The sequence below is a fragment of the Actinomycetospora endophytica genome (assembly GCF_021026375.1).
GTDB lineage: Bacteria > Actinomycetota > Actinomycetes > Mycobacteriales > Pseudonocardiaceae > Actinomycetospora > Actinomycetospora endophytica.
Map to the genome: position 1 here is coordinate 739,047 of NZ_JAJNDB010000001.1, position 16,726 is coordinate 755,772.

Here is a 16,726-nt window from a genome sequence, read left to right on the forward strand (position 1 = left end):
GAGGCCCCCGCCGTCGGGGACGAACGACTCGTTCGTGGCGTCTACGTGCACGAACGGGTCGTTCGTCCCACAGGGGGCCGGGCGGCCGCAGGCCCTACAGCTTCTGCATCGGCACGCCGCCGATGAGCATCAGACGCACCGTCCCGGCCGACCCGAAGTCGATGGTCGCCGTCGCCTTCGACCCGACGCCGTCGACGACCGTCACCAGGCCGAGCCCGTACTTGTCGTGACTGACGCGGTCCCCTACCTCGAGGTGCAGGGTCGGCGCGTTCGAGCCCGACGAGCGCATCGGCGACGGCCGGGACGCGGCGCCCGTGAGGTCGCGGCCCCAGCTACGGCCCGAGCCGAAGCTGGTCCGCGCGCTGGGGGCCGAGCGCTCGGGACCGCTGCGCCGCCAGTCGACGACGTCGTCGGGCAGCTCGTCGAGGAACCGTGACGGCGGGTTGGCCTGCGGTTGGCCGAACGCCGAGCGCATCAGCGCCCGGGACACGTAGAGCCGCTGCTGCGCGCGGGTGATCCCGACGTAGGCGAGCCGGCGCTCCTCGGAGAGCTCCGTGGGGTCGGCCAGCGCCCGCTGGTGCGGGAACACGCCGTCCTCCCAGCCGGTGAGGAACACGACCGGGAACTCGAGGCCCTTCGCGGTGTGCAGCGTCATGAGCGTGACGACGCCGTCGCCGCCGTCGGGGATCGAGTCGGCGTCGGCCACCAGCGACACCCGCTCCAGGAACGCCTCGAGCGAGCCCGGCTCGGGCAGCCCGTCGACGGCCGGCACCACGCCGGCGGGCACCTCGGCCGCGCCGTCGGCCTGGGCCTCCTCCGCGACCGCCGCGGCGGCCCGGGCGTCCCCGACGAACTCCCGCGCGACGCTCACCAACTCGGTCAGGTTCTCCAGGCGCGACTGCTCCTGCGGGTCCTCGGAGTTCTCGAGCTCGGCGCGGTAGCCGGTCTTGTCGAGCACCGCGTCGAGGGTGTCGGCGACCTCCTCGCCGCTCGCGACCCCCTCGGCCAGCGCGTCGAGCATCTCCACGAACTCGGCGATGCTGCGCTGCGAGCGGGTGGCCAGGCCGTGCACCTCGCCCGCGGCGGCCCGGCGCAGGGCGGCCGCGAAGGTGACGTGCTCGCGCTCCGCGTGGTCGGCCACCACCGACTCCGCGCGGTCCCCGATGCCGCGCTTGGGCACGTTGAGGATGCGCCGCAGTGAGACGGTGTCCTCGGGGTTGGACAGCACCTTGAGGTAGGCCATCGCGTCGCGGACCTCGCGGCGCTCGTAGAACCGGACCCCGCCGACGATCTTGTACGGCATCCCGAGGCGGACGAACACGTCCTCGAAGACCCGGGACTGGGCGTTGGTCCGGTAGAAGACGGCCACCTCGCCGAAGCGGACCTCGCCGCCGTCGACGAGCCGGTCGATCTCCGCGGCGACGAAGGCGGCCTCGTCGTGCTCGTTGTCGGCGACGTAGCCGACGACCTTCTCGCCGTCGCCGGAGTCGGTCCACAGGCGCTTGTCGCGGCGGTCGGAGTTGCGGGCGATCACCCCGTTCGCGGCGGTGAGGATCCGCTGGCTGGAGCGGTAGTTCTGCTCCAGCAGGATGGTGCGGGCCTCGGGGTAGTCCCGCTCGAACTCGACGATGTTGCGGATCGTGGCGCCGCGGAACGCGTAGATCGACTGGTCGGCGTCGCCGACCACGCACAGCTCGGCCGGCGGGGTCGACCCGTCGTCGGAACCCGACGACAGCGCCCGCACCAGCATGTACTGGGCGTGGTTGGTGTCCTGGTACTCGTCGACGAGCACGTGCCGGAAGCGGCGCCGGTAGTGCTCGGCGACGTCGGGGAACCGGGTCAGCAGGTCGACCGTGCGGGAGATGAGGTCGTCGAAGTCCAGCGAGTTCGAGGACTGCAGCCGCTGCTGGTAGGCCGCGTACACCTCGGCGCAGCGGCGCTCGTAGTCGGTCCCCGCCGCCTCGGCCGCCGTGATCGGGTCGGTCAGCTCGTTCTTCCACGACGAGATCTGGCCGAGCAGGCCGCGGGGCGGGTAGCGCTTCGGGTCGAGGTCGAGCTGCTTGGTGATCGTGGCGACGAGCCGCCGGGAGTCGTCCGCGTCGTAGATCGAGAAGGTGCTCGACAGGTCCAGGTGCTTGTACTCGCGGCGCAGGATCCGCACGCACATGGAATGGAAGGTCGACACCCACATCGCGTTCGCCCGGCGCCCGACGAGCGCCGCTACCCGCTCCCGCATCTCGGCGGCGGCCTTGTTGGTGAACGTGATGGCCAGGATCTGCCCGGGGTGCGCGCCGTGGGCGAGCTGCCAGGCGATGCGGTGGGTGAGCACCCGGGTCTTGCCCGACCCGGCGCCCGCGACGATGAGCAGCGGCGACCCGGAGTGCACGACGGCCTCGCGCTGCTGGGGGTTCATCCCCTCGAGCAGCGACTCCGCCTGCTGCTCGCGGCGGCGATCCGGCCGCGGGCGGGCCTCGTCCTCCCGCGACGCCCCCGCGGGGGCCTCCTCGGCACCGGTGCGGCGCAGCGCGGTGGTTCCCGCGGCGCCCGCGAGCCGTGCCGCCAGCCCGGCCGCCGCGCTGGGCCGGGACGCCCGGGCCGACCCGGTGTCAGTGCTACTCATCGCCTGGTCACGCTACCCGCCACCCCCGACGCTCCGGGGCCTGTCCGGACCACGTGGTCCGGGAACGCTCCGTCGGGTCGTGGCGTGGGGAGCCGTGCCGGACTACGCTGCCGTCCGTGCACGCGCCGCGGCGATTTTTCTACGGGTACCGGATCCCGGTGCCCGTGGTCCGCCGCGACTGAGTCGCTGCCCACCACCCGCCCCGGAGTCCGAGGACCCCGGGGCGTTCTCGTGCCGGGGTCCGGACGGCTCCGACCCCTCGGAGGACCACCGCCGTGACCGACAGCCCGACCTCGACCGACACGACGACCGACCCCGCCGCCCCGGAGAGCGCCCCCGGGCCCGGCGGCGCCCCGGCCGACCTCACTCCCGCCACCGCGGACGAGATCCCGAATCTGCGGGTCGAGATCGACGCCATCGACGCCGAGATCCTGCGCCTCGTCAAGCGGCGCACCGAGATCTCCCAGCGCGTCGGCCTCGCCCGGATGAACGCCGGCGGACCGCGGATCGTCTACAACCGCGAGATGCAGGTCCTCGCCCGGTTCCGGGACCTCGGTGCCGAGGGTCGCGAGCTCGCGATGCTCCTGCTGCGCCTCGGCCGGGGGAAGCTCGGCAGTCGCTGACGGCGGTCGGCCCGGAACAGACGCCCACCACGCGCCAGAGCTGGCATTCTGGACGTCATGGGAACGGTCATCGACCTCATCGCGACCATCGTCGCGATCCTCGGCCTGCTCGGCGCGGTCGGTTACGGCGGCTACCTGCTGATGCTGCAGTCGGTCGCGAACAAGCGCCCCGGCGCGTCACATCTCGTCGCTGACGCGCGCAAGCGCCTGCCGGCGGCGGGTGGGCTCACGCTCGGCGCCCTCGTCGCGCTGCTGCTGACGAGCGGCGGCATCGCGCCCGACATTATCGGTCTCCTCCTGGGTGGCGGTATCGGACTGGTCTCCGTCAACCAGTTGCAGGCCGCTCGGCGCCGCCTCTCGAACCCCGGGTCGTCGGTCTGAGCGGTCCGGACTCGCCCGTCCGGTCGAACTTGCGCCGGACGAGTGGCGGATTCTGCGACAGGTCGTGACGACGCACGGTCATCGTCCTACTCCGGTGCGTCGCCGAACGGTCGGTGACATGCGGTGAACGACCGTCACTCATCCGTGCCCGACTCGTTGAGACCCACGCCACTCGTCCGTGTCGACGCCTGTCCGTACGGCGACGGAAAGCGGTCGATCACCCCATGCGGCCACTCGGCGGCTGGGCCGGCCGTGCGCTCCCACGTAGACAGTCCCTTCACGAAGCGAGTCGTTCGGCGGGGGCTGACATTTCGGGAGTGGCGACGGTGAGCATCTCCGCGTCGATGCACGGCCACGGCGAACGTCGTGGCCGGGGCATGAGCGGGTGGGCCGGCCTGACCGGCACCGCGGGGTCCGACGATCCCGTCCTCCCCCCGCTGCCCGATGCCCCGCACCAGCGCGGCAGGACCGGTCGGCACGTCACCGGGATCGCCGTGTCCGAGCTGGTCCTCCGTGACGACACCGGGTCCTTCTCCGCCCCCGGCGCCGTGGTCACCTCCGGCGGCCGCATCCGCCGGCACGCCGCCCCGCTGGCCCTGCGCCGGGGCGCCGCCGCGACCCGCGTGACGACGGCGGCCGTGCTGGTCGGCGGGACCGCGCTCGGTGTGGTGGGCGCCGTCGTCGGACCGTCCAACCCCCCCGTCGACGACTCCCCGGGCATCGGACCGGACGGGACGCCGATCAGCGTCGTCCCGGTGCCGGGCGTCCCCGGCGTGCCCGGCGCCGCGGTGATCGCGAACCCCCTCGTCGTGGCCTTCAGCACGTCGGCGACCAGCCTCGGCCTGCCCTCCGGCGGGCCGCTCGGCGGACTGCTCGCCGGCACCACGCCCCGTGCGGGCATCACGTCGCTCCCCGGCACCCCCGCCGCCACCGCGCCCGTCCCCGGTCCCGGGGTCGGTGCGGGAGGCGCCACGACGACGCCCGGCGCGGGCGCCGGCGGCGGCACGCCCGTGTCGACGCCCGTGCAGCCCGTCACGGGCGGGGCCGGTGGCGGCGGGACGGGGACCGGTGGCGGCAGCACGGGCAGCGGTTCGCCCCTGGTGCCGCTCGTCCCGGTCGTCGGCGGCCTCGTCACCGACACCGGGGACACGCTCGGCTCGGCCCTGCCCGGCCCGGTGGGTGGGCTCGTCACCGGCACGACCGGAACCGTCGGCAGCGTCGTCTCCGGGGTGCAGACGGGGGTCGTCGCCCCGGTGGGCGCCTCGCTCGGCGGGACGGTGGACGGCCTCGGCACCGTGACCGGCGGGCTCCCGCTGGTCGGCGGCACCACCAAGGACCTCACGAACACACTCTCGGACGCCGTCACGATCGTCACCGGCGGCGGGGCAGCACCGTCCGGCCCCGGCGTGGTGGGCACGACCGGGACGCTGCTGAACGACACCGGCTCCACCGTCGGCGCGCTGGCGCCGCCGGTCGCGAAGCCGGTCCAGACCGTCACCAGCACCGCCGCGGAGTTCCTCGCCCGCACCTCGCAGTCCGTCACCACGCCCGTCACCGGGGTGGTGACCGACCTCGGGAAGGCGACCGCCGGCGTCCCCGCCGTCGGCCCGACGCTCGAGAAGACGACCGGGACCGTCAGCGGCCTCGTCGGCACCGTCGTCGACGGTGCGGAGTCGGCGGGCACCGGCTCGACGGGGTCCGGTTCGACGGGCTCGGGGTCGGGTTCGAGATCGGCGAAGGCCGCCACGAAGTCCACGTCCTCGAAGGCGTCGACGGGGAGCACGGTCGACTCGACCGTGACGAAGACGGCCGGGACCGTCAGCGGCCTCGTGGACACCGTCGTGAAGGGCACCGGCGCGAGCAGCTCCTCCTCGAAGTCGTCGGGGTCCTCGGACTCCTCCGGTTCCTCGGCCAGCACGCCGAACGACTCCGGCTCGCAGAAGTCCTCCTCCGACGCCTCCGGGTCGTCGAAGGACTCGTCCTCCTCGTCGGACTCCTCGAAGAGCTCCTCGGACGGCGACTCGAGCGGCTCCGGCTCCTCGAGCGGTTCCGACTCGGGCTCGTCGAAGGGCTCCGGTGACCTCGTGGGCGCCGTGTCCAGCACGGCCTCCGGCCTGCTCGGTGGCGGGAACTGAGACCCGCCGCCGCCCCCGCCGGGACACAGTTCACCCGACCGTGGGATCCCGCCCGTCGTGACCTCTACCCTGATGCCTCGACGGGGCCCGCAGGGGCCGGGGGCTCGGGCGGAGGGAGGGCGGTGACACCTCGTCGCGTCGTCGCCGGGCGGTATCGCCTCGAGGAGCGGATCGGCTCGGGCGCGATGGGGGTGGTCTGGCGCGGGACCGACGAGCGGCTCGGCCGCGTGGTCGCCGTCAAGCAGGTCTTCCTGAACCAGGGCCTCGACCAGAGCGAGGCCGACGAGGTCCGCCAGCGCACCCTGCGCGAGGGCCGGATCGCGGCCCGGCTGCAGCACCCCCACGCCATCTCCGTGTTCGACGCCTCCATCGAGGGCGACGAGCCGTGGCTCGTCATGGAGTACCTCCCCTCGCGGAGCCTGGCGGCGATGCTCGGCGAGCAGGGCCCGCTCGACCCGCGGCTGGTCGCCCGGATAGGACGCCAGGTCGCCGACGCCCTCGACGCCGCCCACCAGGCCGGCATCGTGCACCGCGACGTGAAGCCCGGGAACGTCCTCATCGGGGCCGACGGCACCGTCAAGATCACCGACTTCGGGATCTCGCGGGCCACCGGGGACCTCACGCTGACCCGCACCGGCATGCTCGCCGGAACGCCCGCCTACCTCGCCCCGGAGGTCGCACGCGGCGACGACTCGACGTTCGCCTCCGACGTGTTCTCGCTGGGCGCGACGCTGTACGCGGCCGTCGAGGGCGTCCCGCCCTTCGGCTCGGACGACAACGCGCTGGCCCTGCTCCACAACGTGGCCGCCGGAGCGGTGAACCCGCCGGTGCAGGCCGGGCCGCTGACGGCGCTGCTCATGCGGCTGCTGCGCGCCGATCCGGGCGAGCGCCCGACCCCGGCCGAGGCCCGCCGCGAGCTGGGCCGCATCGCGCACTCGGCCGGCACCGCGTCGACCGCCGGGTGGGCCCGGGCGGACCTCGACGAGGCCGACGCGCGCATCCCCGACTCCCGGCGCTCCGCCGAGTCGGACTCCGTCGTCCCGGGCGGCCGGGGGCGCTCCTCCGGCCCGCCGCCCGCCACGTGGCGTGGCAGCCCCTTCGACGTCGAGCCCGCCCCCGCCGACGCGCCCGGCCCGGGCACCCCGCCGCGGACGCCGCCGCCGCAGGCCAACGGCTCGTCGGGCCCCCGCCCGGTGCGCGCCGAGCCCCCGGTCGCCGCCCCGAGGGCCGGCCGGCGACGCCCGACCACCATCGTCGTCGTGGCCGTCCTCGCCCTGGCGCTGCTGGCCGGCATCCTCGCTGCCGTCCTGTTCGCCTCGCCGTCGAGCACGCAGGACTCGTCCTCGTCCGGCGCCACCGTCGGCTCCGCGCCGACGACCACGCAGGCCGCGGATCCGAAGGCGGCCATGGTGGCCGCGGTGCGCGACTACTACGGGATCGTCGCCGGCAACCCCGCCGCCGGCTGGGCCCGGCTCGGACCGGACCAGCAGGTCTCGTCGGGCGGGTACGCGGCCTACTCCGGGTTCTGGACGACGATCGACTCGGTGCAGGTCGCGCAGGCCACCGCGGTCGACGAGTCGACGGTCCGGGCGACGCTGGTGTTCAACCCGCACGGCCGCGCCGCGGTCCGCGAGACCCACCAGCTCGGGATGACGCAGGGCAGCAACGGGGCGTGGCTCATCGACTCCGACAAGCCGGTCTCGTAGGTGCGCTCCGCGCTCGTGAGCACAAATTGATGCCAGAGCGTCAATTTGTGCTCACAGGCGCGGAGCGCACCTACACCAGTCGGCGGTCGGTGGCCCACCGCGAGAGCTCGTGCCGGTTCGAGGACTGCGTCTTGCGCAGCACGCTCGACACGTGCGTCTCGACCGTCTTGATCGAGATCACCAGCTCGGCGGCGATCTCCTTGTACGCGTAGCCGCGGGCGAGCAGCCGCAGGACGTCGCGCTCGCGCCGGGTCAGCTGGTCGACCTCGGGGTCCACCGGCGGCGCGGCCCCGGGCCGGTCGGCGAACGCGTCCAGGACGAAGCCCGCGAGCCGGGGGCTGAACACCGGGTCGCCGGCCCGGACCCGACGGACCGCGTCGGCGAGATCACGCCCGGAGATGGTCTTGGTGACGTAGCCGCGGGCGCCGGCGCGGATGACCGAGATGACGTCCTCGGCGGCGTCGGACACCGACAGCGCGAGGAACACGACGTCGGGGTGGTCGACCCGGGTCCGGGCCAGGACCGCCGCGCCGCCGCCCTCGGGCATGTGGACGTCGAGCAGCACGACGTCCGGGCGGTAGTGGCCGATCCCCGCGACCGCCTCGCCCACCGACCCGGCCTCGCCGACCACGGTGACCCCGGACGCGGCCGGGCCCTCGAGTTCGGCCCGCACCCCGCGGCGGAACAGCGCGTGGTCGTCGACGATGAAGACGCGGGCGGGCTCGTCGTCGGTCGGCGTGCTCATGCCACCTCACTCGTCGTCGTGCGGTCGGTGTTCTCGGGCGCGGGGGCGGCGCGGGGCAGGGTGAGCGCGACCTCGGTGCCGTCCCCGGGAGCAGTGCGCAGCCGCACGGTGCCGCCGTGGCGCTCGACGCGGGCGCGGATGGAGTCGGCGAGGCCGTGCCGGTCGGCGGGGACGTCCTCGGGGTCGAAGCCGCAGCCCCGGTCGCGGACGAAGACCGCGAGCGCGTCGCTGTCCTCCACCTCGGCGTACACGCTGATCTCGTCCACCCCGGCGTGCTTGGCGGCGTTGACCATCGCCTCGCGGGCGGCGGCGACGAGGGCCGCGGTCCGCGCGTCGTGCGCGGCGTCCCCGACGACGACGGGTGCCACCGTCACCGCGAACGCGTCCTCCACCTCGCCGGCCGCGGCGCGCAGGGCAGCGCCGAAGCAGCTGGTCTCGGGGGCGCCTTCGCCGGCGTCCTCCGGCCCCGCCGGGCGCTCGCGCTCGCCGTAGAGCCACTCCCGCAGCTCGCGCTCCTGCCGGCGGGCGAGGCGACGCACCTCGCGCACGGCCGGCGCGTCGTCGTCGCCGGTCTCGGTGTGGCGCTGGATGAGGGCGAGGGTCTGCAGGACCGAGTCGTGCAGGTGGGCGGCGATCTCGGCGCGCTCCTCGGAGCGGATGCGCTCGCGGCGCTCGGCGGTCAGCTCGCGGGCCAGCCGCATCCACCACGGGACGGTGAGCACGACGACCCCGACGAGCGTCGCCGTCGCCGCGAGCAGCCCGAACTGCACCGCGCCGACGTTCAGCCGCCCCACCAGGAACACCGTGATCCCGCCGGCGACGAGCACCGCCCCGAGGACCGCCCGCAGCACCCCGCCGCGCCCCGCGACGATCCGGGGCCGCCCGCGCCGCCCGGAGCGGCCGGCCGCCGCCGCGTCGCCGTCGGCCTCCCGCCACACCACCGCCGCCCCGACCAGCGCGATCCCGAGCGGGCCGAGGACCCACCCGGACACCTGGTCACCGACCGCCGAGAGCACCAGCGCGAGCGCCAGGCCGAGGGCGACGAGCCCGTAGCCGCGGATGCGGTCGCGGTCGTCGACCTCGCGCTCGGTGCCGGCCGGCTCCATCGCGCAGCACACCCAGAGCCCGCCGTAGGCGAGGACCCCGGCGCCGCCGAGGGCGCAGAGCAGCGTGAACACCACGCGCACGCGCAGCACCGGCACCCCGAGGTGGTCGGCCACCCCGCCCGCCACCCCCGCAACGACGGCGCCGCGCCGGTGGCGCAGCACGCGGTGCGCCGGCTCCGGTGCCACCTCGGTGGCGGTGGAGCCCGCCTCGCGCGGCGACTCGGGCGTGGTCACGGAGCCATCGTCACACGAAGACACCCCGCGGGACCTCGGGATCAGGGCGGACACCGACCCCGGGAAAACCCGGGGTCCCCCGAGCCGAAGACCGGGGAGCACCCGGACGACCCGGGGGCCGCGGTGCACGACGCTCGGTGGCCGAGGGCGTCGTGCGGCGCCGGGGACGGACGGCGTCGTGGCAGACACGGACGCCGGTCGACGGAGAGGATGGCACCCATGAGCGGGCCGGCCGGGACACAGCGCGGGGACCGCGCCAGGGCGGGGACCGACGTCGCGGGAGTCGCGCGCTCGGCGTGGGACACCCGGCCGGCGCGCCGCGCGGAGGACACGAAGATCGCCGGGGTCGCGGGGGCGATCGCCCGGCGCTACGACCTGGACCCGACGCTCGTGCGCGTCGCGTTCGTGGTCTGGGCGATCGTGGGCGGCGGGCTGCTGCTCTACCTGCTCGGCTGGCTGGTGCTCCCGGCGGACCCGGCCGACCCGCCCCGGCGCGATCGGGTGGCCGGCGGGCGGGGCCCGCGCCGCGACCACCACGACGGCCGCCGTCCCTCCGGGCCGCCCGTGCTCGTGGTGCTCCTGACGGTGATCGTCGCGGCGGGGACGCTGGCCCCCGCGTTCTCGGGGAGGGTCGTCACGCTCGTGGCCCTCGGCCTCGCGGGCCTCGCGCTCTACCTCGTGCACACCGCGCGGGCCGATCTCGGCGTCCCCGGCATCCCGGGCACGGCGGGTCCGGGCGCGACGCCGTGGTCGGCCCCCGAGGCCGAGCCCTGGGCCGCCCACGACGACGCGTCACTCGCGTGGGACCCGCTCGGCGCCGCCCCGCGCGGCTGGAGCCTGCCGGCCGAGCCGCCGGTCCACACCCCCGCCGGTGACCCGGTCCGCCGCCCCCGCTCGGTCCTCACACCCGTCACTCTCGCGCTCGCCCTGGTCGCGGCCGGGCTGGCCGGGGCGGCCCTGCTCACCGGGCTGCCCGGGGTGACGCCGGTGTGGATCCCGGCGGCCGCGCTCGCCGTCGTCGGGCTGGGGCTGGTCGGCGGGTCGATCGCGGCGCGGCGGCCGCGGCGCGGGCTGGTGATCGCGGCGGTCCCGCTGATCCTCGCGACCGTGTTCGGGTCGATCGCGGCCACCCAGCCGGCCTGGCAGGGACCGTGGAACGGCCCGGACGGGTCGGTGACCCGCGGGGCCGGCGACGTCTCCGAGGCCCCGACCTCGGCCGCCATGGTCTCGCCGGACTACCGGACCGGGCTCGGCGACGTCGACCTCGACCTCACCCGGCTCGCCGTCGCACCCGGCGGGGCCCCGATCCGCACGACGGTGGAGAGCGGCGCCGGGGACGTGACGGTGCGGGTGCCGGCGAACGCCGACGTCACCGTGACCTGCCAGCACGGCGTCGGGGACATGAACTGCCTCGGCTCGACGTCCGACGTGACGAACCGTGTCGACCTCGGCTCCGACGGCCCGGGCGGCCCCGTCATCGACCTGACCGCCCGCAGCGGCGCCGGCGACCTGGCGGTGACCCGTGGCTGAGCCGACCGACCGGACCGGTCCCACCTCCTGGCACACCCCGGACTCGCCCTACACGGTGCACGCGGACGCCGCGCTGGCCACCACGGCGCCCCCGCCCGTCCGCCGGCGGTTCGACCCGCTCGCGCTGCTCGTCGGCCTGGTCTCGCTCACGGTGGCGATGCTCGCCGTCGTCGCCCCGGCCGTCCTGACCTCGGTGGACCCGCGGTGGGTGCTGGCGGGGGCGGCGGTCGTCATCGGGGGCGGGGTGCTCCTGGCGACGGTGCGGCGGCGCCGCTGACCCGCTCCCGTTCTGAGCGAAGGGCCCCTTCGGTCGACTAGATCGATCGAAGGGGCCCTTCGCTCATTCCGGGCTCGATCGCGCCGATTCCGGCCAAGGGTTCCCCCGCCCTTCTTGCCGACCGAGGGGGCCCTTCGCTCGAATCGGGGGAGACGTCCCGCGACGAGAGGCCGCCGCCGTGCAGATCGATCTCCACGTCCACGACGCGGACGTGCTCACCCTGGACGGTCCGGGCACCGGCTCCCGTGCCCGCGGCCTGGCGATCCACGACGGCCGGGTGCTCGCGCTGCTCGACGACGGGTCGCTGCCCGCCGGGGTGACCGCGCGGCGCGCCGTCGGCTGCGGGGGCGCGGTCGTCGTGCCGGGCTTCGGCGACGCCCACAACCACATGGCCTGGTTCGGACAGACGCTCGCCGAGATCGACCTCTCCGATGCCCGGACCCTCGACGAGGTCTACGACGCGGTGGCGGCGCGGGCGGGCACGCTCCCGGAAGGTGCCTTCGTCGTCGGCGCCGGGTACGACGACGTCCGGCTCGGCGGCTCCCCGCACCACGCCGCGCTGGATCGCGCCGCGGGCGGGCGACCGGTCCGACTGCAGCACCGCTCGGGGCACGTCTGCGCCGGATCGACGGAGGCGCTGCGCCGGGCCGGGATCCTCGACGCGTCCGGCCGGCGGGGGCCGGTGGCCGTCCCGGAGGGCGGGAAGGTGGTGCTCGACGACGAGGGCGTCCCGACCGGCGTCGTCGAGGAGGCCGCGCAGCCGCTGCTGGCGGACCTGCTGCGCCCGTTCGCGGTGGACGACGTGGCGGACGCCTTGGCCCGCGCCTCGGCCGTGTACGCGGCCCAGGGGCTCACGCACGTCACCGAGTGCGGCATCGCCGGCGGGTTCATCGGGCGCACGCCGCGCGAGCTGGCCGCGTACCAGGCGGCTCTCGAGCACGGCCGGTTGCTGCAGCGGGTCGTCGTCATGCCGGTGGATTCCGCGCTCCATGAGGTCCCCGGCGGCGACGGCGTGGGCCTCGACCTCGGGGTGCGCACCGGCTTCGGCGACGACGACCTCCGGCTGGGGCCCATGAAGATCTTCTTCGACGGGGCGCTGAGCTCCCGGACCGCGGCGATGACGGCGCCGTTCGTCGACCGCGACCACGCCGGCTACTTCCAGGACGACCCCGGGCACATGCACCGGATGGTCGTCGGGGCCCATCTCGCGGGCTGGACCGTCGCCGCGCACGCGATCGGCGACCGTGCGGTGGCCGCGGCCCTGGACGCGTTCGCCGACGCCCAGGCGCAGCTCCCCCGCCCGGAGGTCCGGCACCGGATCGAGCACGCCGCGGTGGTCTCCGACGCCGAGGTGCGGCGGTTCGCCGCGCTCGGGGTCACGCCCGTTCCGCAGGCCCGGTTCCTGCAGGAGATCGGCGAGTCGATGATCGCCGCGGTCGGGGACGGCCGTGCGGACCTGCTCTACCGGCACGCGTCGTTCGTGGCCGCCGGGCTGCGGGTGCCCGCGTCCACCGACCGGCCGTGCGTCGCCGACGGGCACCCGCTGCGCACGATGCAGGCGATGGTGCAGCGGCGGACGGCGTCGGGTCGGGTGCTCGGCCCCGAGGAGCGGGTGGACGCCGTGACCGCGCTGCGCGCGCTGACCGTCGACACCGCGTGGATCGCCGGCGACGAGGACCGCCGGGGCGCCCTGGCACCGGGGATGCTGGCCGACCTCGTGGTGCTCGGCGACGACGTGACCCGGGTCGATCAGGACCGGATCGGCGACACCGAGGTGGTGGCGACGATGCGCGGCGGGGTGTGGACGCACGGGTTCGGCTGACGCCTCGTGCGTGTGTTTCCGTGCCCAGACACGGAAACGCACGCACGTGGCGTCAGCCGACCGCGATCACCGGCACCGGAGCGGGCACCGTCACCCCCGAGCGCCGCGCCGCGAGCCGCGAGAACCCCGGGATCGCCGTGAGCACCCGCAGCACCGTCGGCGGCCCGACCACCCCGGCGGCGTTGCGCTGCGCGGCCGCCTGCTCCGTCCGCACCTGGCGCCGCTGCTCGGCCTCCACCCCCGGCCGACGGACGCTCTCCAGCCGGCCCGCCGCCTCGTCCACCGCAGCAGCCGAGGACCCCGCCCGCAACGGCCCCACCAGCTGGTTCGCCAGCTCCGCCGCATCGGCGAGCGCCAGGTTGATCCCGTTGCCCCCGACCGGCGAGACCACGTGCGCCGCATCCCCGATCAGCACCAGCCCGGGACGCGTCCAGGAGTCCACCGTCATGATCCGCACCGGCAGCAGCGTCAGGTCGGTCACCGCCGACAGCGCCGCCCGCAGCCGCGGCGCCAGCCACGGCAGCACTGCCGCCACGGCGTCGACGAGCGGCCCGACCCCGGCCTCGCGCACCGACGCGTACGACCCCGCTGGGATCGACCACCCCACCTGCCACTCACCCGCGCCCTGGTCGAGCAGCGCGATCGTCCCGCCCGGGCGCGCGAAGAGGTCGAGCCCGGAGTACGCCGGGTCGTCGTCGTGCCGCTCCACCGCGAACCACAGCAGGTCCAGGCTCGCCCCGAGCTCGGTCGCCTCGATCCCGGCCGCCGCCCGGACCTTCGAGGACCGCCCGTCGGCCCCGACGACGAGGGCCGCGTCGAGCCGGTGCGTGGTCGCCTCGACGGTGTACTCGACACCGGTCACACGCCCGTCCGCGGCCGACAGGAACGACGAGAACCGCGCCCCCAGCCGCACCTGCGCCCCGTACGCCTCGGCCCGCGCCGCCAGCCACGGCAGGAACCGGGCCTGCGGGATGAGCGCGTAGAAGGGGAACCGCCTGCTCGCGCCGCGGTAGTCGACGAGCTCGTAGGTCTTCTCCGGGGTGTGCCAGCGGAACATGTCAGAACGCCGGTGCGGCACCTCGGCCAGCAGATCCCCGGCCAGCCCGAGGTCGTCGAGGTACTCGAGCACCCCGGGCGCGAGCGTGTCACCGCGGAAACGCCGGGCGAAGTCGTGCCGCGCCTCGAGCAGGGTCACCGCCACGCCGCCCCGCGCCAGCAGGTAGGTCAGCAGCACCCCGCCGGGTCCGCCACCGACCACGACCACACGCCCGTCCACCCGGGCACGCTAACCCCGCGGAGCGTTCAGGACCGGGCCGCGTGCCGTCCTCGGACGTGGGTCGGGAGCGTGACCTCGGGCAGCCCGCGGGGGACGGGCAGGGCCTCCGGGTCCGCGGTGACCGCCCCGTCCTCGTCGTCGGGCCGCCCGCTGCGGTGGTCGCGCGGCACGAAGGTGATCAGCTCACGGCACCCGACGTCGAGCAGCTCCTCGACGAGCGCCTCGGTGCGGTCGCGCCCGACGAGCACGCGCACCGTGCTCCACCCGGGGGAGAGCGCACTGATCTCGGCCGAGCGGGTGGCCCCGACCAGCTCGGTGGTGTGCTCGACGAGCGGGGTCGGGCAGTCGTACTGCAGCAGCTCCGTCCCGCCCGCCGTGCCCGCGGCCCGCAACCGCGCGAGGAGCTGCTGCTTGACCCGCAGCGTCGGCTGGTCGTCGGGGGAGTTCCCCTCGACGACGACGAGGTGCCCGCTCCGGATCCCCGCGAGGCGGCGCATGGCGGGCAGCAGCGGGGTCATCTCGCCCCGGGGGTCGGTGACGGCGGCGACGGCGTCGGCGATGCCGAGGGCGACCGCGTGCTCCGCCGGATCGAGGGGGATGACCCGCTGGGCGGCGATCGCGGAGGTCGCGAGGTGGCGGCGGACGAGGTTGGGCAGCGGGGTCGCGACCCGGGCGCCGTTGAGGTCCCCCTCGGTGGCGAACCGGGCGTCGGAGGTGAACAGCGCCAGCTCGTGGCGTCCGACGTCGAGGTGGAGCGCCACCGGGACGGCCATCGACGCCTCGTCCACGGTGAGCGACCCGACCAGGGCGAGGTGCAGCTCGCCCTCGGCGGCGTAGATCGGGATGTCGCGTTCGGGCAGCGCGAAGACCTTCACGGGGGGAGCGACCAGGCCCGGCGCGGCGAGCTCGCCCGCGGGCGAGGTGCCGTAGCCGGTGGTGTCCAGCAATGTCCGGGCCGCGGCCGCGACCACTCCGCGTTCGGGAACAGCGATCCGCAGCGTCACGGGCCACCTTCGGGGGTCAGCAGCATAGAAGCCGAGTTCGAAAGAGTATCCCCTCGTCCCCCGATCGGGCACCCGGGGTGGCGACGCTGCCCCCCTACAGTTTGCGCAACCGCAGCAGCGCGTCCGCGAGCACCTCGTCCCGCTTGCAGCAGGCGAACCGGACCTGGGTCTCGACACCCGTCGCGGACGCGTGGAAGACCTGGTTCGGCACCGCGGCGACGCCGACCCGGGCCGGCAGCGCGCGGCAGAACGCCAGCGAGTCGGTCTCCCCGAGCGGCGCGATGTCGGCGGTGACGAAGTACGTCGCCTTCGAGTGGTAGACCTCCATGCCCAGCTCGCGCAGGCCGTCGGTGAGCAGGTCCCGCTTGACCTGCAGCTCCCGGCCCAGCGCCGCGAACCGCTCGTCGGGGAGCTCCAGGCCGACCGCCACCGCGTGCTGCAGCGGGGTGCCGGACGCGAACGAGAACCACTGCTTGACGCCGAGCACTCGCTCGATCAGGTCGGCGGGCCCCGTCGCCCATCCGATCTTCCAGCCCGTGACCGAGAACGTCTTGCCCCCTGACGACACCGTGACCGTCCGCTCGGCCATCCCCGGCAGCGTCGCGATCGGGATGTGGCGCTCGTCGTCGAACAGCAGGTGCTCGTAGACCTCGTCGGTGATCACCTGCAGGTCGTGCTCGCGGGCGACCTCGGCCACGGCCTCCAGCTCGGCCCGGGAGAGCACCGCCCCGGTCGGGTTGTGCGGCGAGTTCAGCAGGATGACCTTCGTCCGGTCGGTGACCGCCGCGCGGAGCAGGTCGGGGTCGACCCGGTAGTCCGGCGCCGAGATGCGCACCGGCACGAGGGAGGCCCCGACCAGCGAGCAGGTCGCCGCGTAGAGGTCGTAGAACGGCTCGAGCGCGATCACCTCGTCGCCCGCCCCGACGAGCGCCATCAGCGCCGACGAGAGCGCCTCCGACGCGCCCGCGCACACCACCACCTGCGACGCCGGGTCCAGCTCGATCCCGTAGAAGCGCCGCTGGTGATCGCAGATCGCCTCGCGCAGCGCGGGCACGCCGACGGCCGGCGGGTACTGGTTGAGCCCGCGGTGCATCGCGGCGACGGCGGCGTCGACGACCTCCCGCGGCCCGGGGGTGTCCGGGAAGCCCTGACCGAGGTTGATCGCGTCGTACTCGACCGCCAGGGCGGACATCTCGCTGAAGATCGTCGTCGCCATGGTGGTCCATCCTCGCCGGTGCGCCGACCGACCACCACCGCGACCTCCCGC

At 75.3% G+C, this 16,726-nt stretch carries 13 protein-coding genes; 7 read left to right on the top strand and 6 right to left on the bottom strand.

What is annotated here, in order from left to right:
- Positions 1-94 precede the first annotated feature (94 nt).
- Positions 95-2,620, bottom strand: a complete 2,526-nt coding sequence (gene pcrA / locus LQ327_RS03545) for a DNA helicase PcrA (RefSeq protein ID WP_372460595.1) — start codon at positions 2,618-2,620, stop codon at positions 95-97.
- 275 nt (positions 2,621-2,895) lie between these two features.
- Here pcrA and LQ327_RS03550 point away from each other — a divergent pair, with 275 nt between their 5' ends.
- The 4 genes from LQ327_RS03550 to LQ327_RS03565 all read left to right on the top strand — a co-directional run bounded on the left by LQ327_RS03550 (position 2,896) and on the right by LQ327_RS03565 (position 7,465).
- Complete coding sequence (locus LQ327_RS03550; RefSeq protein ID WP_308286241.1) at positions 2,896-3,243, top strand: chorismate mutase; 348 nt, start codon at positions 2,896-2,898, stop codon at positions 3,241-3,243.
- A 57-nt stretch (positions 3,244-3,300) separates the two neighbouring features.
- Complete coding sequence (locus LQ327_RS03555) at positions 3,301-3,624, top strand: hypothetical protein (protein ID WP_230730147.1); 324 nt, start codon at positions 3,301-3,303, stop codon at positions 3,622-3,624.
- 326 nt (positions 3,625-3,950) lie between these two features.
- Entirely contained in the window at positions 3,951-5,759 is a 1,809-nt protein-coding gene (locus LQ327_RS03560; protein ID WP_230730149.1) for a hypothetical protein, read from the top strand.
- A 122-nt stretch (positions 5,760-5,881) separates the two neighbouring features.
- The gene (locus LQ327_RS03565; protein WP_230730157.1) at positions 5,882-7,465 is read left to right on the top strand and encodes a serine/threonine-protein kinase; all 1,584 of its coding nucleotides are present in this window, start codon (positions 5,882-5,884) and stop codon (positions 7,463-7,465) included.
- A gap of 70 nt (positions 7,466-7,535) precedes the next feature.
- Here the strand turns inward: LQ327_RS03565 and LQ327_RS03570 are convergent, their stop codons facing one another.
- Positions 7,536-8,210, bottom strand: coding sequence for a response regulator (locus LQ327_RS03570; protein ID WP_230730158.1), 675 nt, complete (start codon positions 8,208-8,210; stop codon positions 7,536-7,538).
- Positions 8,207-9,550 (bottom strand): ATP-binding protein, encoded by a 1,344-nt coding sequence (locus LQ327_RS03575; RefSeq protein ID WP_230730159.1) that lies wholly within the window; start codon positions 9,548-9,550, stop codon positions 8,207-8,209. The genes LQ327_RS03570 and LQ327_RS03575 overlap by 4 nt, the downstream gene beginning before the upstream one ends.
- Positions 9,551-9,769: 219 nt before the next feature.
- Here LQ327_RS03575 and LQ327_RS03580 point away from each other — a divergent pair, with 219 nt between their 5' ends.
- From LQ327_RS03580 to LQ327_RS03590, 3 genes are all read left to right on the top strand, one after another.
- Positions 9,770-11,080 carry a PspC domain-containing protein gene (locus LQ327_RS03580; protein WP_230730160.1) on the top strand — a complete coding sequence of 437 codons (1,311 nt, stop codon included), beginning with the start codon at positions 9,770-9,772 and terminating at the stop codon, positions 11,078-11,080.
- On the top strand, positions 11,073-11,357 hold the full coding sequence (locus LQ327_RS03585; protein WP_230730161.1) for a hypothetical protein: 285 nt from the start codon (positions 11,073-11,075) through the stop codon (positions 11,355-11,357). Before LQ327_RS03580 ends, LQ327_RS03585 begins: the two co-directional genes overlap by 8 nt.
- Before the next feature lie 178 nt (positions 11,358-11,535).
- Positions 11,536-13,179, top strand: coding sequence for an amidohydrolase (locus LQ327_RS03590; protein WP_230730170.1), 1,644 nt, complete (start codon positions 11,536-11,538; stop codon positions 13,177-13,179).
- Positions 13,180-13,231: 52 nt separating this feature from the next.
- Here LQ327_RS03590 and LQ327_RS03595 read toward each other — a convergent pair whose 3' ends face one another.
- From LQ327_RS03595 to LQ327_RS03605, 3 genes are all read right to left on the bottom strand, one after another.
- Positions 13,232-14,455 carry an FAD-dependent monooxygenase gene (locus tag LQ327_RS03595; RefSeq protein WP_230730171.1) on the bottom strand — a complete coding sequence of 408 codons (1,224 nt, stop codon included), beginning with the start codon at positions 14,453-14,455 and terminating at the stop codon, positions 13,232-13,234.
- Between the two features lie 26 nt (positions 14,456-14,481).
- Positions 14,482-15,459 (bottom strand): hypothetical protein, encoded by a 978-nt coding sequence (locus tag LQ327_RS03600; RefSeq protein ID WP_230730172.1) that lies wholly within the window; start codon positions 15,457-15,459, stop codon positions 14,482-14,484.
- 94 nt (positions 15,460-15,553) lie between these two features.
- Positions 15,554-16,675 (bottom strand): aminotransferase class I/II-fold pyridoxal phosphate-dependent enzyme, encoded by a 1,122-nt coding sequence (locus LQ327_RS03605; protein ID WP_230730173.1) that lies wholly within the window; start codon positions 16,673-16,675, stop codon positions 15,554-15,556.
- Positions 16,676-16,726 lie beyond the last annotated feature (51 nt).